This is a genomic window from Bradyrhizobium sp. NBAIM18, from assembly GCF_020193825.1.
Lineage (GTDB): Bacteria > Pseudomonadota > Alphaproteobacteria > Rhizobiales > Xanthobacteraceae > Bradyrhizobium > Bradyrhizobium yuanmingense.
Genome location: NZ_JADYVO010000003.1, coordinates 399,865 through 419,673 on the forward strand (window position 1 = coordinate 399,865; position 19,809 = coordinate 419,673).

Below are 19,809 nucleotides of genomic sequence, written 5' to 3' on the forward strand. Positions count from 1 at the left end.
GCGGTTCATGAGACGTTCTTGATTTCTTTCGCGCGTTGGCGTTAGGCGCGATGTCACAACCGCAGAGTGTTGGTCTGACTTTAGAGACGGAGACGGAGACGGAGCAGCACGTTCGCGCTTAGGCCAGGCGTTAAAGTTACAACCGCGACCGCCAAGCGCGTCTCTCGAGAAGGCAGGACCGGCACGGGGCTCCTGTCGTCAACGCTCCGAGTTAGTAGTTGCTCCCCATGGATGGGGGCGATCGGCCTATTTGGCGTCGCAACAAAATGCGTTGTGAGCATAGAGGGCGTCGAGCATACATATCGCGCGGCTCTGCCGCGCTGTCAAAGCAAGCATCGCGCTCGCGTGTGGCCCTATGGCATCACTCTACAGTACACCGCTTCTCCCTCGCTCTGCGCCGCAGGTATGACTTCTTTTGGCCCTACCGCAGCCCAACGTCTTGACGACGTGCGCTGCCCTGGACGCAATTCAAACAAGGAGCTGAAGGTTGAAGCTATGCAGCAGCGTGTTCGATCCAGAAGAGCTTTCTGCCCTCGGACGACTTTATGATAGCGCCGTCGACGCGCTACCCCCATCGATGCGGAGTCAAGAAAATCGTACGGCAATCGCCAAGCTCATCCTGGAGCGTACAGCGGCTGGCGAGGCTCAACTGGCACGCCTGTCGAAGTTGTTGATCACCCTTTCCCCCCAGGGTTGATCCGCCGCCATTCTAAGGATAGTCACCACTCTCGCGCTGGAATGGAAGACGATTCAGCTGGAGCTTAGAAGGCCGCTTGAATCATACGTGACGTCAGGTTGTAGGCTTCAAAATTGAACAACATGAACAGACCTACACCAAGAAGGCGCCGATTGCGCATTGGCGAACTTGCAGAGGCGACCGGAGTAACGGTACGCACGCTGCACCATTATGAGCACACAGGACTCCTAGCAGCCACAGAGCGTACTGACGGCGGCCACCGGATGTATGACCGGGATAGCGTGCAGCGGGTTCACCAGATTCGCGCGCTGCGTGAGCTTGGCTTCTCACTCGTCGAGATCCGTAAAGCCATGGAGGGCACGACCTCTCTCACGGACCTGCTGCGCAAACATCTAGAGCGCATAGAACTTCAAGTCGCTCGAGCAACTCTGTTGCGCGACCGTTTGCGCAACATGACAATCGACGGCGAGGCGCAAGTAAGTGTGGATGAGCTGCCTGCCACTCTGAATGCCATGTCGCGAGTCGAGACGCGTAGTCAAACGTCCCCATGCATCTGCAATTTGGCGTCAGAGCGCGAGGACCGGTGGCGGCGAATCCGTGACGACCTTCGCGATTGCATGGATCGGAGCGAGCACCCTTGCGGTGAGCGCGCAAAGGCTGTCGCGGTTGCGGCACGCTCGCTGATCAGCGAAATCGCCGGTGCCGATTCACGCGTTTCGATGATCCTGAAGGTACTTGCACGACTGAGCTCCCCCCGCGCTCTGGCTGGTTGGGATCCCTGCCTGATGCAATATCTCGATCTTGCCCTTGGTGGGTTGGAGGATCAGCCGTACTGACCCGTTCATGGCCGTTTCCACACGTCGGTTGACGGCAACCTGACAACGCTAGGTTGATGGGCCGCTCTCTGATGCGGGCTGAAAACTTTATCGGCTTAACCGGACAGATGGTCATAGCCCGCCGATGCGCGCTCCTGACGCACCCATGCCCCTCAAACCCGCTTGATCCGCACGTAACGTCAAATTGTAGACTCTAGGGAAATTGGAAGCTGGTCGAGCCAACGCACGTTTGGCTTGGAGCAGCCTTGACCTGCAGGGGTGTCTGATCACAACCACTTGGGATCACTTCAGTGAGCATTGAAGGCTATACAATTGCAAATACGCAGCGCGCTTCTGTTGCAAGTGCGGCGATTCTCTTCTGCGCTCTCGCCGCCCCGCTTGCGCGCGGTTCTGAAGTAAAGATCGCCGTGGCTGGCCCAATGACTGGAAGCAGCGCCGCGTTCGGCGCGCAAATGCGCGATGGTGCAGCTGCGGCGGTTGAGGACTTGAACGCTTCGGGCCTACTTCCGGATAATGCCAAAGTTATATTGAGGGTCGCTGACGACGCCTGCGACCCAAGGCAAGCTGTCGCAGTTGCGAATAAGCTCGCGACAGAGCGCGTCCTGTTGGTGGTTGGCCATTTTTGTTCCTCTTCGTCGATCCCGGCCTCCGACATCTACGCTGAAGCAGGCATCGTTCAGGTGTCACCAGGCTCGTCAACTCCTCAGCTAACAGAGCGCGGCCTTGAGACTGTCTTTCGGATCTGCGGTCGCGACGATCAACAGGGGACCGTTGCCGCCGAGTACATTCACGTGAGCCATCCCAACGAGAACATCGCGGTGATCGACGACAAGAGCACTGCTGGAAAGGGCATTGCCGACGTGGTTGAAGCCCAGCTTCATCGACTCGGACGACAAGTCAGTCGGCAAAGCTATGTTGCAGGTGAACGGGATTTCAGAGCGCTGGTCTCAAGAATGAAAAAGGATCGAGTGCGCGTCGCCTATATCGGCGGCTATCATACCGAAATCGGATTGTTTGTGCGCCAGGCATCAGATGCAAAAGCAGACTTCATAGTCATGGCAAACGATCCGCTGATGACCTCTGAATTCTGGGCGATTACCGGCAGCGCTGGGAATGGCACATTGTTTACCTTCATGCCCAATCCCGCCGGGAGTGCCAAGGCGGCCGGCGTTGTCGCCGGACTCAAAGCTTCCGGCCTGTCCGGTGAAGGCTACACGCTATACGCCTATGCAGCTGTGCAAGCCTGGGCAGAGGCGGTGAACCGGAGCGGCTCCTTCCATGCTACGCGGGTCGCCAGCGCACTTCGTTCATGGCCGGTCGACACCGTGATTGGCCCGGTCCGGTTCGACAAAAAGGGAGACAACTCGGCTTCTGGATTTTTAGTTTACCGCTGGCGCGACGGCCATGTTGAACGTGTCAAGCAGTACTGATTGGCACGCACCGCCGGCTCCAAACGCAAAGTATCACGAATGACGAGACGCCCTCAGAACGTTATCGCAGCGATACTCGCTAGCTCTTTTATACTTGCTGCTTTCGGAGCGTTTTTCGCGTTCGCTGCGGCGCTCGCAGAGCTAGCTAGGGTCGAGCTGACGGAGGTGCTACGTCCGATGATAGACAAATAGCAGCCCCGTTGTCCTGATCCGTCCGGCAGCACAGGACCGCTGAGCGGTCGACTACAGCTCTGGCGGGTCTGAAGGCATGACCAGCCGGATCGCCATTGACGCATTCTCCTGTACCGATCATATCGCGCAAGCTCGGATCCACGCAGGGAAGAGAGAGCGGGACGGCATGAAGCAATCAGGACCCATTACATAGGCTATAGCCGGGTATTGCGGGTAACCACAGCTGGTGGATCGTCGGCGCCGAGATTGCATGTCTGTCTCTTCGGCTCGGGACTACTGCAGAGCTTCTTCGGCTCCATTTCAAAGCTATTCGCAAACGTGCAGCCCTGCGACTTCTTCTTTGTCAACCATGATCGGTGATCAACGGATCAGCAACCCTGCCCGACATCCCTTATGCTCTGAGCCCAGACCGCGGGAAGAACCAGTTAACCGGCTCCCATGAAGGCGGTGAGGCTGCTCGCGGGCGCTATCAACGAACTGGATGCATCCCATCAACACTTTCGATTTTACTCATTCAACCCAAACACCGCATAAGTCGACGCCGGATTACGGAAAGAACAGTCCACGAATGTCTCGTGACAATGGCTCTTTGCAGGTTGGTCGCAGCTCAATTCGCGTCTGTCGTGGCTGCATCACGCAATGTTTGACAGCGAAACACGCGGGGCACCAATGCAGTGCGATGAGCAACCGCAGGCGGGCGCGCAATCTATCACGTTGTTGTCTCTCGCCTTTGCCATGATACTCGGCGGCTCCAAGAAAACAGCTTTCACGCGCACTGTTCGGCGAAGGTAAATGCGTCCGCAGCATAGAACTTGGGCAGGTGAACTGTCCTTTGCACCGGTGCGGGCCGGACTATTCGCTCTGACCAGGCCGATAGCATCAACAATCCAGCCGTGTCGCCGCGGCTCCAAGCAAGGCAGTACAATCACCTGTGTGACCCCGACTGGGGTCACTGCAGCTATCCGACGCGCTGGACGGCTCGATCACGCTCCAATAGACTTCCGGGCCACTTACAACGCTTGTCGGCTTTTCCATATTCGCTCACTTCGCCTTTGCAATCCTGTCGCGGGAGATGTGTGCCGCCCTGTTTGGGGACCGTGCGCACCTCCCGTGCAGCGCGATTCGTCGGCCGACGCATCCGGCATCTGGCGAACGGGAAAAGATACCCTTATTCCGCCTGTCTTGCATTTCACCATTTTGGAGAAATTCCGTGAAACTTGACCCTTCCAATTCACGCATACAGGATCTCGAGGATCGCATCGACCTGCAACTCGACATCGTGGCCGCGCTCATGCGCGAAGAAGGCAACGAGCTCGAAGCGATCCGACTGCTCAATGCACTCATAGGCCAAATGATTACGGCGGAGCTGGAGCTCGGCCAGCGTGGTGATACGAGCACCGATGACGGGCGAATGCGACTGTCGCGAGACCGTGGCGTTTACCACCCCGAGGACCTTCATTTTTTGGGACGCCTCTTCGATCAGACTGTGGCGGCATTACCGGCAGCGCTACGAACTTCCGTCAATCGGATGACGATCGCCAAGCTGATTTTTTCACGTGCGGCGGCGGACTGAACTTTCATTTGGCTTTTTCTGGGTTGACGGCGCTGACCGAACGTTTATCGCTGGACTGACAATCGTGCCAATGTCGTCCGCACCAGATCGAGGGTATGCGGCTTATGGGCTCCCCGTCCATAAGCGGGTCGCTTCCGCTGGCTTTCTATATCACAACTGCTCGCGACGACGTTCGAGAGCAGGCTCGCTTTATCTCGCGCCGCGGACGACACAGTTACGTTCGATCTAGCAAGACCTTGCTGTTCCTCGACGCCTGTGGCCACCAAGAGCTGATAGCGCGGAAGCGCAACCCAACACATACGTTCGAGACACCGGACGGCTATCGCCGCTTCCGACCGCTCCCTGCGCCGACCTTCGAACTCGCTACATGTATCAGATACGATTCCCAAAGCAGCCCTAGGGGATGTGGTGCTTCTTCTTCCGATCAAGGTCTACCAGATCAGGTAGCTACGACATGTTGGATGTGTGGTACCCTTCAAAGCTAATGCTCGGAACAGGGCGATCAGCCACTCCGCACGTTAGCAATCTTTCCGCGAGGCACCCCGATATTGTCCGCCGCGCACTGGTGGCGCTGAGACGCGGCGCGCACCACCTGTCCGTATCCGAGAACCTCACATAGCTTTCCGAGATCACAATATTGCGGTTGGGCCGCTCACGTCCGGTTAGTCGTGACTGGCCTAGCGCGGATCTTCCGTTTGCAGGAAGAATATCCACAATTTATTGTCGACACCAATCAACAGCGCACTACGGTAAAGAAGCGCGCTAGAATCCCTGCTCGTTTCACTCCTTTCAGAATTATTCGACTGCGCCTGGCAATACGACATTCGGTCATCCGACTTTCAACAACGATCTATAAACTTCCCTGAAGCACCGAGAGCAGCTCGATCGGGGGTCTGCACGCTGATGTCTTGCTTGCTACACGTCACGAAATCTCGGTTAGCTTTTGGGAGGGTACTCCCTTGCGTCAGGATGTCGAGGAGTGTTTTAGATGGATCAGTTTTCTTCCGACCAAGTGCAGGTGCCAGATGCTGTCGTGAGCGTCGCATTTGACAAGGCTTGGGGCTTCGTCGAGAAGGATCCCTTGCTGGCACATCATCTCAAGGCCGTCCTTCATAGACGATTGCGCACTTACCTTGAGTGGTCGATAAGAAAAGGCGAACGGAATACTCTGAATCTGGCAAACGAGGCGATACGCAACTTGCGTGCTGAACTCGCGCCGTCGACGGAGCAATGAGCGCTTGCAGCCGTACCGCTGGGAGCGTCTGGCTTGGTAAACGCATCTAAACGGGTCTATGCGATAGACAAATCGGGTCAGAGCGTGGTCGAGCAGACTTTCCTCTACTGAGGCTCTGCCCGGCGCGCCCGTAATCAAGGCCTTCATTACCGATCTGTCTGAGCCGTCAGCATGCACAAAGTGTGTAAGCGCGGCCTCGGTTTGCCGGTTTGCAACAGAAGGAGCCAAGCACCTCCCAACTTTGCAGTCGCATCGACGTCATCATGAACGGCTCGTGTCCAAAGAAGGGCCCCGCGAGGCACCACTGCCGGGCCGCAGCGTCTCGATGGATGTGGAGCAGCGGCATTTTGCGCGCTCCGCAATCTAACGCCGCGTACGATTGGACACATTTCTTTCCAAGACATGTTGTGCGGCAGTTACAGCAATTCGCGTTCATATTGTTAAACGCACGGCGCCGGGGGGCACCGAAAGGAAACGACACTCGAATGAAAAACATTCTGATTCTGACTGCAACCATCGGCGCACTCGTTGCCGCCGCTCCCTCCTTCGGCACGGACCTGGCCGGGCAGCCTGTCAAGGTCAAAGCGGCACCGCTGCCTGCCGCGGCCCCGATTACCGATTGGTCCGGCTACTATATCGGTGCAAATGGCGGCTGGGGAACGAGCCACAATTGCTGGGATTTCAATGGCGCCACTCCCGAGGGCTGCCATAATTCGACTGGCGGGACCATTGGTGGCCAGATTGGCTATCGTTGGCACATCTTCAACATGGTCTACGGCATCGAAGGTCAGGGCAACTGGGCCGACTTCAACGGCTCCAATATCAGCACCGCCTTTCCGGCAAACACCGTGGGCACCACAACAGATGCATTCGGTCTACTCACGGGCCATATCGGCTACGCGTTCAATGCCGTGCTCCTGTACGGCAAGGGTGGTGCTGCGGTGACCAGCAACACCTATCAGATCAACTCAGTGGCTACTGGCACCGAGATTGGCAAAAGCAGCGATGTGCGTTGGGGTGGCGTGCTGGGCGCCGGTGCCGAAGTCAGCCTCACGCCGAACTGGTCAGCTGGCGTCGAGTATAACCACTTCTTCATGCAGCGCAGCAACATCAGCTTCCCAGCGGCTCTTGGTACGGATCGCGTCCACCAGGATGTCGATCTCATCACGGCACGGCTCAATTACAAGTTTGGCTCGCCCTTTGCTAGATAGAGACCTCTACGCGGTTGCGTGAATCGGAACCCCGGCCTGCGGTCGGGGTTCTTTCGCGAGTTGATCCCACAAAAACGGCAATCATGACATTGGTAGGGAAGGCGACAGCACCATTTGCGAAGCCGGGACACGAGGTGACTTACAGCAAGAAATGCAGCTTACCTCGGCGGCCCCTCGAGTCCGGCCCTCTCAGGGCCAAAAGCGCAGCCCTATTCCAGCCCAGTCAAGTACAAAGTTCGGCAGTTGATGGGACGGTCTACACACGACACTCATTAAGGACCTTGACCTGACTGCAGCTCCGGCCGCGCCATCCTCACTTAAGCCCCCTTGCGGAAACGCAACAAGGCCGCACCTGATGCACAACTTATGAAAGGCTCGGTGGAAACGGCGAAGATCTTCGCCAAGATCGTTGAGGCATGATTTCTCTGCTCTTCGCGATCATCTCGCTGCTCTGTACGAGCGTTGGCGAGGCGCGTGGTACTGCATTTCTAATAACTTTCATTGGTATGCCACCGCATTGTACAACAGAGGTCGGGTGGGGCACCCACTTTCGGCTGATCAAGCGGTTGCGGCAATCTCCTCGACACCTGGGTAGGCTCAGCTCGCATTCGCGCAAGAGCATCTGCAGGCTCGATTGGTCTACCGAACCACAAACTTCCTCGATCCATTGTGAATGGACTGGAATACCAGGATGCGAACGCATTCATGCAATGAAGAGGCGCAAGATCTCCCCTCCCCGGTCCTGCATAGACGGCTCGAGCTCGCAGCATCGAGAACATAGTGACTGGATGGTCGACGCCTGACCAGGCGGCCTATGTGACACCGAGAGCTGCAGGTGCATCACATCGACGCGACGCGAATGAAGGCTAACGGTATGCGCGATCTGGCGCCGATCGATAGCTGCAAAGGCTATGTTCGAAAGAAAACAACCTAGTTGGTCACGCAGAATAGACCATCGCAGATAGTGTTACGTCTGATGCGTCTGGCCAGAATTCGCTTTGCCATCAGCAGAACGTCCACAGTCATTGTGAGTTGGTGAGCTGCATTAGACAGCAACGAGACGCCGCCAAACCAAGGCGCCCCGACGCACTCGGCCGGGGGGCTGAAAGTGCGCCGGGTTCGCCCCAACATCATCAGTACATCCGTGATGATGCTTGTGGCAATGAGACAAGCAGCGTGGCGGAATTGAGGCTTATGCGTTCGATACTAGAGATCAAAGCGAGTTTTCGTCGGCTGCGCCGACGGACTCGAATCGCACGTCGCGTCACGTTGTACTATTGCGCTCCTCTCGCTGTCATCCATCAAGCAACTTGTCTTCCGTGGCACGCCGGCCTTTGACGGGAGGCATCCGTTGAACCCTGTGAGCAACCAGATCGGCTTTTGCTTGGAAAACCCGGTTTGAAAATCTGCGGCAAGCTCAGCTGCTTCTGGTGAGAGCTGCAATCCCTGTTTTCGTCGCAAAAATAACTAGCCCTCAGCGAATGCGGAAACGACGTGCCCTTGTATGAGCGATTGAACGCTGCGCAGGCTCGTCGGGCACGACTAGCCGCTTCGAGCGTGCTCGCACGAGAAATTCATACGCTAAACGTTCAGATAGCCGCCAACGAGCGACTCTCACTCCCTCACCCTGCCCCTAAGCCGCGTTTGCAGTAGCGTCGAAAACGGGACCAGATCTCAGAAACCACTAGGCGGGTTTGACATATCGCAAAGACATTAGAGAGGGTATTCGTCAGCTTTATGCTGGCCTGAGCACTGGAAAGTTAGGACTTGCAGACCTCCCTTCTGAACAAGTATTGCGATGCTCGCCTGCCTTGGTACACCATCTATCCAACCGTACGGGATTTCTCCGCGATGGTCGGTGCCGAGACTTGTGAGACATGGCTGAGGCGACTGCCGCCCGACGAGCCCGTATCGCTCTACATCCACGTTCCGTTCTGTCGCTCTATCTGTTGGTATTGCGGCTTCCCTACAAGCCTCACTCGCAGCGAGCGACCGGTCCGCAATTACTTGGCAGCGTTGCGAGAGGAGATAGGCTTGGTCGCAGAGCAAGTGCCGCGCGCTCTGCCGGTGAGCGACGTGCATTTCGGCGGGGGGACGCCGACCACCATTGCACCGAGCGACTTTCTCGCCTTGATGGAACTCCTGCGGCACCGCTTTGCGTTCAGAAAATCACCTACCATCGCCATAGAAATCGATCCGCGTGGGGTCACGCCCGAGATGGTCGAAACGTTACAATCAGCCGGGATCAACCGCGCGAGCATCGGCGTGCAAAGCTTCGATCCTATAGTTCAAAGGTCGGTCAACCGCCTGCAGAGCGAGGTGCTAACGGCTTCTGTCGTCGAAAGTCTACGCCAGCATGGGATAAGCCGCATCAATTTCGACCTTCTCTTCGGACTACCGCATCAAACGGTGCGGTCCTGCGTGGACTCCGCGCGGACAGCTCTGGCCATGCGGCCAGACCGGCTTGCGGTTTTCGGCTATGCTCACGTCCCCTCCTATATGAAACGTCAGCGCCATCTCGATGAGACGGCGCTGCCGGACAATATTGCCCGCGCTGAGCAAGCCGCGGCCATTGCAAATACCCTGGTCTCGGCCGGCTACCACCAGATCGGGCTCGACCATTTCGCCCTGCCCAACGACGAGCTCGCCCTGGCGGAGAAAGCTGGTCGACTGCGCCGCAACTCCCTCGGTTATTCGGCTGATACCTGCAAAACCGTAATCGGCTTAGGTCCGTCCGCGATCGGCCGTTTGCGTGAGGGTTACGTCCAGAACGAGATCGCGACCACTTCCTATTACGAACACGTTCGGGCCGGCCGCTTGGCAACCTCAAAAGGCTATTGGCTGTCGGCCGAAGATCGCCTCCGCGCCGCAATCATCGAGCGTCTAATGTGCGATTTGCAGGCCGACATACCAGCGATCTGTGCTGCTCACGGATTTGATCCGATTCCTCTTCTCAATTCTGCAGGCCGGCTGGGAATGCTTGCCGAAGACGGGATAGTGGACATTGAAGAGGGTTTAATTCGTGTCAAGCAGGAGCATCGGTTTGTCGTTCGTGCAGTTGCTGCCGCATTCGACACTTATCTCGACCGTACCCCTATTAGCTAAGCCACGCATGTGAGCAGATTCTAAACATCTAAGCTCTTCGCGAGGGAATGATCCGAAGAGGCGCCTCCGACAGACAGGCCAGATTTCGAGGATGGAGCGGCGGTGTTCGATATAGCCTCAAATCGGCGAGGGCTGATCAGAAGAGAGCTGATTGAAGAGAGGAGCGCAGCGGATTCCGCCGCTCCGGCCCCCTCGATCGGTTGCGCGGGAGGGCCCGGCCTTTAGCCGCGCCGGAGTGGCAAGTCCGGGCGCTCGTCTCAATAGCCTTGCCGAACGCTTGGGCTGCGGACGGCTCTACAAGGATGGACGGGCGGGCGGCTCTTGCTTGGTCTTGGTGGGAAGTGCTGCCGGCATGGCGGCCATCACTCGCCTGGTGCGATGGCATTGCTCGGCGTCGGCCGGTCGGTGATCTGCTGGCCGAACAGGCTGCCGATCAGCTCGACCGCCGTGCGCGCGGTCCGACCGCGTTCGTCCAGGAACGGATTGAGCTCGACGATATCGACCGATCCGACCACGCCGGAATCGTGCAGCAGCTCCATGATCAGGTGCGCCTCGCGATAGGTGGCACCACCCGGCACGGTGGTGCCGACGCCCGGCGCCACGCAGGGGTCGAGGAAATCGACATCGAAGCTGACATGCAGCACGCCATTGCTGGCCTTGACGCGCTCGATGACGCGGCGGATCAGGACGGCGACACCGAACTCGTCGATCTGGCGCATGTCGACGATCCTGATCCGGCGCGAACGCATCAGCTCCTTTTCGAGCTTGTCGATCGAACGCGCGCCGAACAGATCGAGTTTGTCCGGTCCGATCGAAGCGCGTGGATCGTCGCCGAGCAGGCCGTCAAGGCCGGGCTCGCCGCACAGGAACGCGGCCGACATGCCGTGCATGTTCGCGGTGATCGTCGTTTCCGGCGTGTTGTAGTCGGCATGGGCGTCGAGCCACAGCACGAACAGTTCTCGGCCGCGCTCCTGCCAATGCCGCACCATCGCATTGACCGACCCCATCGACAACGTGTGATCGCCGCCGAGAAAGATCGGCAGCGCACCTGATGTCGCGATCTCATAGCCTTTGCGGCTGAGGACGCGCGTCCAGCGCTGGATCTCGCGGTAATGATTGGCCTGTTCGGGCGGCCTGTCGGCGAGGTCCCGGACGTCGGCTATGGACAGATCGCCATAATCGACGACCTCGAAATCAAGGCTTTCCAGCAATGTCGCAAGGCCGGCGGTGCGCAGCGCCGCGGGCCCCATCAAGGTGCCGCGTTGCGAAGCCCCCATGTCGATGGGAGCACCGAGCAAGGCGATGCGCCGGGCTCGATCCGTCATGGTCCGATCGGTCACGGCTGCCTCCTGACATCAGCAAGGTTGACCCAGCGCGGATAGCCAAAGGTGCCGGCTTCGATCATCACGCCTGGAGGTCGCGCCCTTGAGCACGGAGATACCGCAATCCACGTCCCAACCCGGCATGGCCGAGCGTCGCCGCTAAATTCGGTGGCCGATGAGTATATGGTCAAGGTATCCTACCAACGAAGAAAGATCCCTGCTTCATCTAACCACTTTCTGATGTAGTGTTCAGGAGCGCCGACCCGACCGATTTTGGTGTAGATCACAGAGCCGTTGACCCAAAAGCGATACATAGGATGTCCAGCTTTACCGGACCAAGAGGGCGCGATAGTGGCGCAAGTGATCCCGTGCCATTCGCTCTGCCGTGAAGCGCTCTTCGAAGCGCGCGCGGACGCGCCCTCGATCGATTTGCCCAAGCCGCGACACAGCCTCAATTGCTTCATCCTCGTTTTGGACGATGAAGCCTGTCACCTCTTCCTCGATAATCTCGGCACCGAACCGGACCGGTAAGCAATGACTGGCGTTCCCCAGGCCATCGCCTCGATCATCACCAATCCAAACGGCTCGGACCACCTGATTGGGAAGAGCAAAGCAGCGGCTCCTGCAAGGAACGGCTGTTTCGAATCGTCATCTACCTCGCCGACGAGCAGGATCTGTTTGCCGTCAATCTGAGGCTCTATCTTCTCTCTGAAATACCCACTTTCGGCGCGACGGACCTTGGCGGCAATCCGAAGCGGCATCCTGGCGGCGAGCGCGATGCGGATCGCATCTTCGGGGCCTTTTTCGGCGGTCAAGCGCCCGAGAAACGCCAGGTACGATCCGGCAGCAAATGAGGCGCCGAACTGGTGGAGGGGCAGACCGTGATACACCGTTCCGCACCAGTTTGCGCTGGCGAGCGCAATGCGCTGATTATCCGAGATGGATGCGAAGCAAGCTTCTGGAAACTTGCTGGTCACGGCCGGCAATCCCGGCAGATCCAGCTGGCCGTGCATCGTCGTGATAAATGGCACTCCTGCGCGATAGAGGATGGGCAGATGTAGCCAGTCGATGTGAGCGTGAATCACGTCGAACTGGTCTGCGCAATCCTAAACTGCTTCCAGTTGGGCAGCCAAAGCCGCGTTCGGGTCTGAGCGTGGTCCCCAAGGCGAAGTGCTTTTGGCCAGACCGGAAAAAGTGTGGCGGGGGTCCCGGAATCGCCACTCGCAAAGAGGGTGACATCCTGCCCGAGTTCGACGAGTGCATCGACGAGCCAGGCGACCACTCTTTCCGTTCCACCATAGAGCTTTGGTGGGACGCTTTCGGCGAGCGAAGCAATCTGAGCTATCTTCATCAGTAACTCCCACATGGCGCTTGCTGCCCGCGGCAGACCGACGAGATTCAGTCACGGGCCCGGCGAAGGTCGCGTACATCCGTCGGAGTGCGCTCATTCGTCGACTCGAAACCAGCGATATCCGTAGCCGTCGAGTTCGATCGTCGAGTCCTCGCAGGGCTTGAGTACACGCGATTGCCGAACAGATCGATCAAGTTGTGCGCTGAAACGACGAGGACAAGCGGCGTCACCAAAACTGCGAGACTCCGTCTTGCGACATCACAAACTTCATCCGGCACACGCCACATAGGCACAACGGCTGAGCGGCCGAGCCGGAATGGCCGATTGGACCAGCTATCATTGCAAACTGTTCAACTCCCAATTCCGGCGGGTTGTTTGAGATGATGGATACATGGCAAGCGTGATCAACGAACGCCGCGCACGTCAAGGGACTCGGATGCAACACAGATTTTGCCGTGAGAGCCGCGGTAACAGAGCCAGTAACCTGCTCGCGGGTAGGCGGCAAAGTTGCTCGATGGCTGATTCCTCCGGCCTCCTGGGCCATCAGGTTAGACCTTGTGGTGTGATTGCCGGACGCGCAAATTCAAAGGCGCCTCGGCGAGCTTGGCGACTGTCTCGTGTTTCCGTGACAACGATACCAATGAAGCGCTTCGTGAAGCCTGGCCTCACCGCCAAATCGGCTGACTCACGGTGAGCAAGCTGGACATTTGCAACGTTTTTGTATCCATGACAGCGAGGCGCTGCGCGCTCTTCCTTAGCATCTCGATGAAACCAACGCTCGGGGCTGGCCCTCGGCGCACCGGCGTCGTTCATAGGCATGGTTGCGAAGCAGATCATCGTGTCGCGATCTAACAGCTTTACAAAGCGTGGATGGTTCTTGTCGGAACGATCGAGATCCAGCTCGCCTCCCTCGCTCTCGAACGCGAAAACGCTGAGCTCTTGGCCAATCAGGCCGCTGCGCAATCTGTTCATGGCCGGCAGAGATGGAAGCAAGGTGCGCCGTGCGTGATTACTTTCTTGAGACGAGTTTGCCGTGGGGATACCCGGCGGCCAGAGCACTTTCCATCCATTTAAAGCCGAGGGGAAAGCAACGTTGGCTTGTTATCGCAGTTTCGCTCGCAGCTTATCTGGTCGACAATTCCATACTGGCACAAACCGCCAGCGGGTTTGATCCTAGTAGCCACCCTGTGGATCAGGCCAGCAAAAGACGAAAGGCTTCTGATCCGGCCGAAAAGCTCCGGATGGACCCGGCAATCAGCCCTCCTGCTCCGGCGCCAGCGCCAAGTCCCGGTGCGCCTTTCGAAAAGCACGCTGGTGCGGACAGAGCTGCTCAGACAAGAACGCAAAAGACGGTCGATCCCTTCGCACGGTACGATAATCTGCGTGAAAAAGGGGTGTGGTTCAACATACCTGGCGCTGCGGACACGATCGATCAGGACAAGGGCGGCGTTAGATCGGCGCTTGCAGATGTCGGCATCGGCTACATCGGCTGGACACACAACAGCTTTGCAAACAACCTGCTGCCGAATGCCGCCAGAAGCACGATCGAAAACCAGCTCTATATGGGCCAGAATCCGACATTCGCGTCGGCAAACTTCATGATCGTCACCTACGATCTCAGCCGGTTTGGCATTTCCGACGGACAAATTGTACTAGGGGCCGAGCAGCAACACTGGACGTGGGATCGCGCGGGACCAGATCGAGTGGGGCTCAATACGCTCGCCTACTACCAGACTTTCTTCGACAGGACGCTAGAACTCAAACTTGGCTATCTCAGAAACCAAAATGAATTCACCGGCACATTGTTCGGAGGGATTACAGGATCGAACATGTCTGCCTTGTTCCAGGGGGGCATGAGCACCAATGCCGCACCGACGCCTGCGGTCAACCTGAAGTACAATTTTGCCCGTGCCTTGTACAACAAGGCCTCGGTCCAGCGCTCAATTAGTCCAGATGGTCCCTATGTCCAGATAACGGAGAATCCCACGGGTTTGAACTGGAGCACGCCCCACGCAGGCATTCTTCTCATTGATGAAGCCGGCTACAAGAGCAAGGCAGCTCCCGGCGTACCCGATACCTGGCTGCGGGCGGGCGTTGGTTTCAACAGCAGCCGGTACACGAGTTTGACGGATCCCAAGCGAGGGAGGGAAAGCGGGAATAACTTTCACTACATCGCTGCGGACAGGCAGTTCTGGCAGAACGACCCCGATGGGATCCCATCTCGCGGCATCTATGGCGGCTTCTCCATTATGGAAGCTCCGCCGGACCTGAACAGGATCAGCCGGTATTGCGAGCTTCGTCTTTACGCGAGGGGAGCATTTGACAGTCGGCCCAGTGATCTGATTGCACTCGTTGCTAGCAACACGAGCTGGAGCAACTTTGCGGTGGATGCTGCCCTCGCCAAAGGGCAGCTTGCGCATCGCGAAACAACAGCAATCACCGCAACATATACCGCCCATCTCGCTCCGGGAATATATGCAGGGGTGGGGCTGTCATACATTCATAACCCGACAAGCATCACGCACACTCCCCAGACTAAAGACGCGCTCAATCTGTTGCTATCTACGTTGGTATTCTTCTGATCATCGCAACCGCCATTCTGCTACCAACTCCTCGTGACCCGAGGGACTTGAGCTTGGCGATCTCTTTGAAAGGATCCGCCGCATCTGCGCTAGCCAAGCATTGTTGCTCGGCTTGACGGAAAGTCGCTGACCCGGCGGTGACGTGCGCCAGTTCAGCGGGGACGCGAATAGCAACAGACTCGTTGAAGCATTAAAGTATCTACGGACCTTTCGCTCGACGGGGGGCGTCGTGCCCATCGTGCGTCCAAGGCGCACTCGCGCTAATCTCAATTCTTCCCCCACAGAACCGGACTCTCATCAATTCTCCAAGACGCCATACCCACGGACACGCATCGATGGCGCCCCTGTGCAGAACCGCGTGCCGCACGAGGCTAACCGGCAAGAGGAGCATCAGGGTGGGCAGGATAATACGCCCGTACCGTCGGCTCTCCACGAAGGACAGGTCCTTGTCGGTCCAGAGCAGCTTCTTAAGAGCAGCTTCGCTGCCTACTGGATCATCTGGGCGACCAATCCATAGCATTGCCATGTTCCGTTCCTTCAAAGGAGCTTCAGCAGCTCGAAAGGACTTACGTGACGAGGTTCAGCGGCAATGGGAGGATCCCCTGGGCCTCTCGTTTTTCGTTGATCCTGAAGGGTTTACTGTTGACGAGGAGCAGTTCTCGAGGGGAGCTCGACGCAGAGCAGAGCTCTCGGGAGGAACCCTCGGGTAAGCGTCGCAGGAGGGCCCTATCGATCGGGGTGCACACGGCGTTGGCGAGAGACAGTCGTCTTCGAGACCAACCTCGTGTCTGAGTACGAGCATTGGAGTTGTAGCACGATAAACCGACCGCCAGCACCATCGCCAACGTCCCGCCTCAGCTCTGCAATCTACATCGACTGGATGCATGGCCCATCAAGCGCGACGTGAGCGAAGGCCGCGCGCGAACTGCCCGCCGAGCATTTGGAAATGCAGCCAAGTTTGATTCTTCAGCCACGTTCGGGATAGGCGCGAACGCGCCGACGTCCCGCGCTTTCCACCAACTCGCCCCTATAAGGCACTCCACGGATAGCGAAATAGGTCGGGCGCCCAACTTCCGGCATGATGCGCTGGCCTTCAAGGACGCGGACAAGGTAATCGGGCAGGAATCGCTCCCGGTGCTCCCATCCGCCCCGAATCAAATAGCCAAGATCGACTGTACCTTCGTCGGGTCGCGCGGCCCTGACGATCTGCGGGGGACGATAGAGGGGCTGCGATGGGCCAGCTTCGTTTATCCCGCCAGCGCGCGGGTGATGGATCAGGCGAACATCCATGGGGCCTTCCGGCCCGACAGTCGCGGAATAGCGCTCCCCATTGATCGCAAACTGACTTGGCCCGAACTGGTTTGGCAGCAGATTGATATTGCTCAATACGTCGATCAACACGTCTGAAGCCGCCCTGGAGCCGTGGCGCCAGTCGGCGCCAACGATCGCTCCGATATCCCGCAGCTCCGCAGCCGGCCCCGGCGGTCCTGCGAACCACGAGGTGGCTGCAAATTCAGGTGCTGGCGCAGAGCGCGCATCGTCACGCAAATCGTGCGGTGTGGGTGGATCCAGATCAACGAAGGAGTCGAGACCGCCGTAGATGTTTGAGGATCGGGGCCTTACCGATGACGGCGATGCGGGTTCTTGCATCTGTTGCCCAAGCCAGGCCCAGGCTCCCTGGCTCGGGGTGGCCGGAGTAGCAGGAAGCTCGAGCGGCGGATGAGCTTGCGCGGCCCAGTGCGGCGCTGGCACTGGTGAGGCGGGTTCGTGGATTTGCTCGCCAATCCAATCCCGGGCTGCCGCGCTCGGCGTTGCCGGGGCTGCGGGAAGCTGTTGCGACGAACCGGCCTGCCAATCGCTGGGCGCTCGCATCGATGTGGTGGGCCCATGGATCTGCTCGCCAAGCCAATCCCAGGCTCCCGCGCTCGGGGTGGCTGGCGTTGCAGGAGGCTCCTGCAGTGAGTGCGGCTGTCGAGCAGCTTCCCAAGAAGGCTGGCCCGGATCCTCAGGAGGCGGCAATCCAAGCGCCCTGTTCGCCTCCAGGATTTGCTCGTATTGGCCAAGCTTGACTAGATCAGGCTTGATCTTGCCGTCCTTGGTTTCGCGCCTGTATTCCTCGACATCCCGGTCAAGGGCTGGGGTGGAAAGTCTGCCAGCCATTGCCGGCCGATCATGCATCTGCAGCCACTCACTTAGCCTATACATGCGGCGAGCTTGCCTGTCGATCGTCTCCGGCTCGATCCTGTGCGCCGCCTTTTCCGCCGCCGACCACATGTCGATGAGGATTGCGTCCGCGCGGTGAGGGGCCAGTCGGCGGAGATCAGGCGCCAGCGCGTTTCCGGCACCGACCTCACGGAGCTTCTTCAAGGCCGCTTTGATGCGTCTGCTTCTGTCCTTTGCGTAGGTATCGACATCCTCATCCAGCTCAGCTTCCAGCTGATGGTTTTCCACCTCCGGGTTGTCCTGCTGCGCGTTTTCTGATTCCCGTTGAATTCGATCCGCAATTGAGGGCCTGCCGGCGGTGCTCAGGCGCGCGCTCAAATGGCGCAAATCGGCTGCGGCATTCTTGATCGTGCCGTCGGTGAGGTTACCCGCGGCCTTGTTTCTGAAATCTCTTATCAGCACCTCGTCCTCCTCTGGGACAGCGCGCGTCCGGCCTGGCTGGCGAGCATAGTCAATGCGAAAAGTCGTGGAAAAGGCATCCCCCTGTCTCGCATTGCGCGAGTACTTTTCGCTGCTGCTCCCGCCAAAAGCCTTACCGATTCCCGACTTGAAGCGTGACCATAATCCGCCGCTTCTTCCGCTCTTGGCCGACGCGGCAGACTCTGCGTCTGGAAAGCTGTAGCGCGCGCTGCTGAACGGATCATCTCGCAAGCCGGACTGCGGCACTTGCGCCGAAGCGGGAAGCTGGAAGCTGGGAATGTCTACGCTCCGCCGCGTGCCGCCCAGCGCACTCTCCCTAAAAGCGGAGTCCGGCGGCATCCGCATCGAACCGCCGAAATCCTCCCGCCGGACTGCTCGCCCCCCTCCTGCGGGAGCCCGATCAGGCGAGCTTGAGTTGCTTTTATCTGACGGATCGAGACTCAAATCCTCCAGCCGCCGTTCAAAACCACCGTGCTCCCTTTGGTTGTCTCCCCGCTGCGCGGTCCGCTCTTGCAGGGCGGCGTACTCCCGCATCCAGGCTCCTGAATCGAAGAATGGGTCAACCGGATCCACCCTGCTCTCCTCATGTTTGTATAGGCCCGACAGCAATCGGTACGGCCTCGTAGCAGATCGTCTAGCAAGAAACAGATTGTGGATTGTTGTAGCCGCAACCTTTCGAAAAGCTGACGAGATCAGGACATTGCTGCGCGATTGACGGCCTCGCATCGGCCGCTGCCTGGCGACAGGCGCTCCAATTTTTTCGCACCTCTTCGCCCGGCCTGTTCAGTCGACGAATTTCGTAAGCCGATGATACCAATGGATCGTCCTGTCGATCGTGTGAGGAATTCAAGCATCAGGCCCGGAACTCACTCAGCCGCTAACAATGTCTAAGGTCATGGCGTGACGAGCATCTTCTCCTCCTTCGCATCAACTTTGGCGCTGAGCTTATCCTGCGGGTGCTCTTCAATGACGGACAGCGACCTCTCATGGACGCAGACCGGGGGCGTTCTGGTAACCTGGACTTCCATTTTGTTGCTTTCGGCTGCGCTTGTGAGGGACCGAATTGGCCTACTGCGGTTTACCAGGTCCGGCGCTTTCGCTCGAATGCAGAACGTCCCTTTCGAAGGCTTACGGCGTATCCCCCGCTTCCCGGAAGACGTGGATCACATAGGGCTGCCCTTGAGGGAGCGTAGTCGCCTAGACGAGACGAACAGCGAGTTTCAGATATCAAATCGCCCAGACAGCTTTTTCAAAAAGATGTGCAGGTTGTCCTGAGTTCTCAGCAGTCATCCCGAGCGCCTCTCGGCGCTCGGGAGCGGACAGGCAGCGCGCAGTTCGAGGATGAGCTTGGCAAGCCAGCTCGGCAAATCAAAATCCGGCAGACTTCATTCATCCCTTGACTGCGGAACCGCAAGGCTTGTCGAGCAGTCTTGGAAGCGCCTCGATCAGGCGCGTGAACGACTTCGCGCGGATGACGGATTGGCCATCGTAAGCTACGAATACGGTACTCCAACACTTGCTTGGCGAGATGGATCTCGCTGGAAGGACTCGAATTCAACTAGATCTGACGAACAGTTAACTCCCACGTCAAACGATCTGGCTGGCCGCGGCAGCGCCCTGTCTGGTCTGCTCA

At 58.3% G+C, this 19,809-nt stretch carries 10 protein-coding genes and 1 pseudogene; 7 read left to right on the top strand and 4 right to left on the bottom strand.

Annotated features, from left to right (window positions below; genetic code table 11):
- Positions 1–819: 819 nt before the first annotated feature.
- The 6 genes from I6F17_RS09275 (at position 820) to hemN (ending at position 10,278) form a co-directional block, all read left to right on the top strand.
- Positions 820–1,533, top strand: coding sequence for a MerR family transcriptional regulator (locus I6F17_RS09275; protein ID WP_338129103.1), 714 nt, complete (start codon positions 820–822; stop codon positions 1,531–1,533).
- A gap of 290 nt (positions 1,534–1,823) precedes the next feature.
- The gene (locus I6F17_RS09280; protein WP_225126361.1) at positions 1,824–2,963 is read left to right on the top strand and encodes a branched-chain amino acid ABC transporter substrate-binding protein; all 1,140 of its coding nucleotides are present in this window, start codon (positions 1,824–1,826) and stop codon (positions 2,961–2,963) included.
- A 1,402-nt stretch (positions 2,964–4,365) separates the two neighbouring features.
- On the top strand, positions 4,366–4,728 hold the full coding sequence (locus tag I6F17_RS09285) for a NolY (RefSeq protein WP_081493935.1): 363 nt from the start codon (positions 4,366–4,368) through the stop codon (positions 4,726–4,728).
- Between the two features lie 988 nt (positions 4,729–5,716).
- A complete protein-coding gene (locus I6F17_RS09290; RefSeq protein WP_225126359.1) occupies positions 5,717–5,962 on the top strand; it encodes a hypothetical protein in 246 nt (81 codons plus the stop codon).
- 485 nt (positions 5,963–6,447) lie between these two features.
- On the top strand, positions 6,448–7,173 hold the full coding sequence (locus I6F17_RS09295) for an outer membrane beta-barrel protein (protein ID WP_225126357.1): 726 nt from the start codon (positions 6,448–6,450) through the stop codon (positions 7,171–7,173).
- A gap of 1,767 nt (positions 7,174–8,940) precedes the next feature.
- Positions 8,941–10,278: an oxygen-independent coproporphyrinogen III oxidase gene (gene hemN, locus I6F17_RS09300; RefSeq protein ID WP_225126354.1), complete on the top strand. Its 1,338-nt coding sequence runs from the start codon at positions 8,941–8,943 to the stop codon at positions 10,276–10,278.
- A 362-nt stretch (positions 10,279–10,640) separates the two neighbouring features.
- On the opposite strand, the gene rocF is transcribed toward hemN, so the two are convergent.
- From rocF to I6F17_RS09315, 3 genes and pseudogenes are all read right to left on the bottom strand, one after another.
- Complete coding sequence (gene rocF / locus I6F17_RS09305; protein ID WP_225190418.1) at positions 10,641–11,618, bottom strand: arginase; 978 nt, start codon at positions 11,616–11,618, stop codon at positions 10,641–10,643.
- A 309-nt stretch (positions 11,619–11,927) separates the two neighbouring features.
- Positions 11,928–12,951, bottom strand: a pseudogene (locus tag I6F17_RS09310) (glycosyltransferase family 4 protein).
- A 543-nt stretch (positions 12,952–13,494) separates the two neighbouring features.
- On the bottom strand, positions 13,495–13,923 hold the full coding sequence (locus tag I6F17_RS09315) for a hypothetical protein (RefSeq protein WP_225126341.1): 429 nt from the start codon (positions 13,921–13,923) through the stop codon (positions 13,495–13,497).
- A 29-nt stretch (positions 13,924–13,952) separates the two neighbouring features.
- Between I6F17_RS09315 and I6F17_RS09320 the strand changes: the two genes are divergently transcribed.
- Positions 13,953–15,533, top strand: a complete 1,581-nt coding sequence (locus I6F17_RS09320) for a carbohydrate porin (RefSeq protein WP_225126339.1) — start codon at positions 13,953–13,955, stop codon at positions 15,531–15,533.
- Positions 15,534–16,499: 966 nt separating this feature from the next.
- Here I6F17_RS09320 and I6F17_RS09325 read toward each other — a convergent pair.
- Positions 16,500–18,749 carry a hypothetical protein gene (locus I6F17_RS09325; RefSeq protein WP_225126336.1) on the bottom strand — a complete coding sequence of 750 codons (2,250 nt, stop codon included), beginning with the start codon at positions 18,747–18,749 and terminating at the stop codon, positions 16,500–16,502.
- Positions 18,750–19,809: the final 1,060 nt, after the last annotated feature.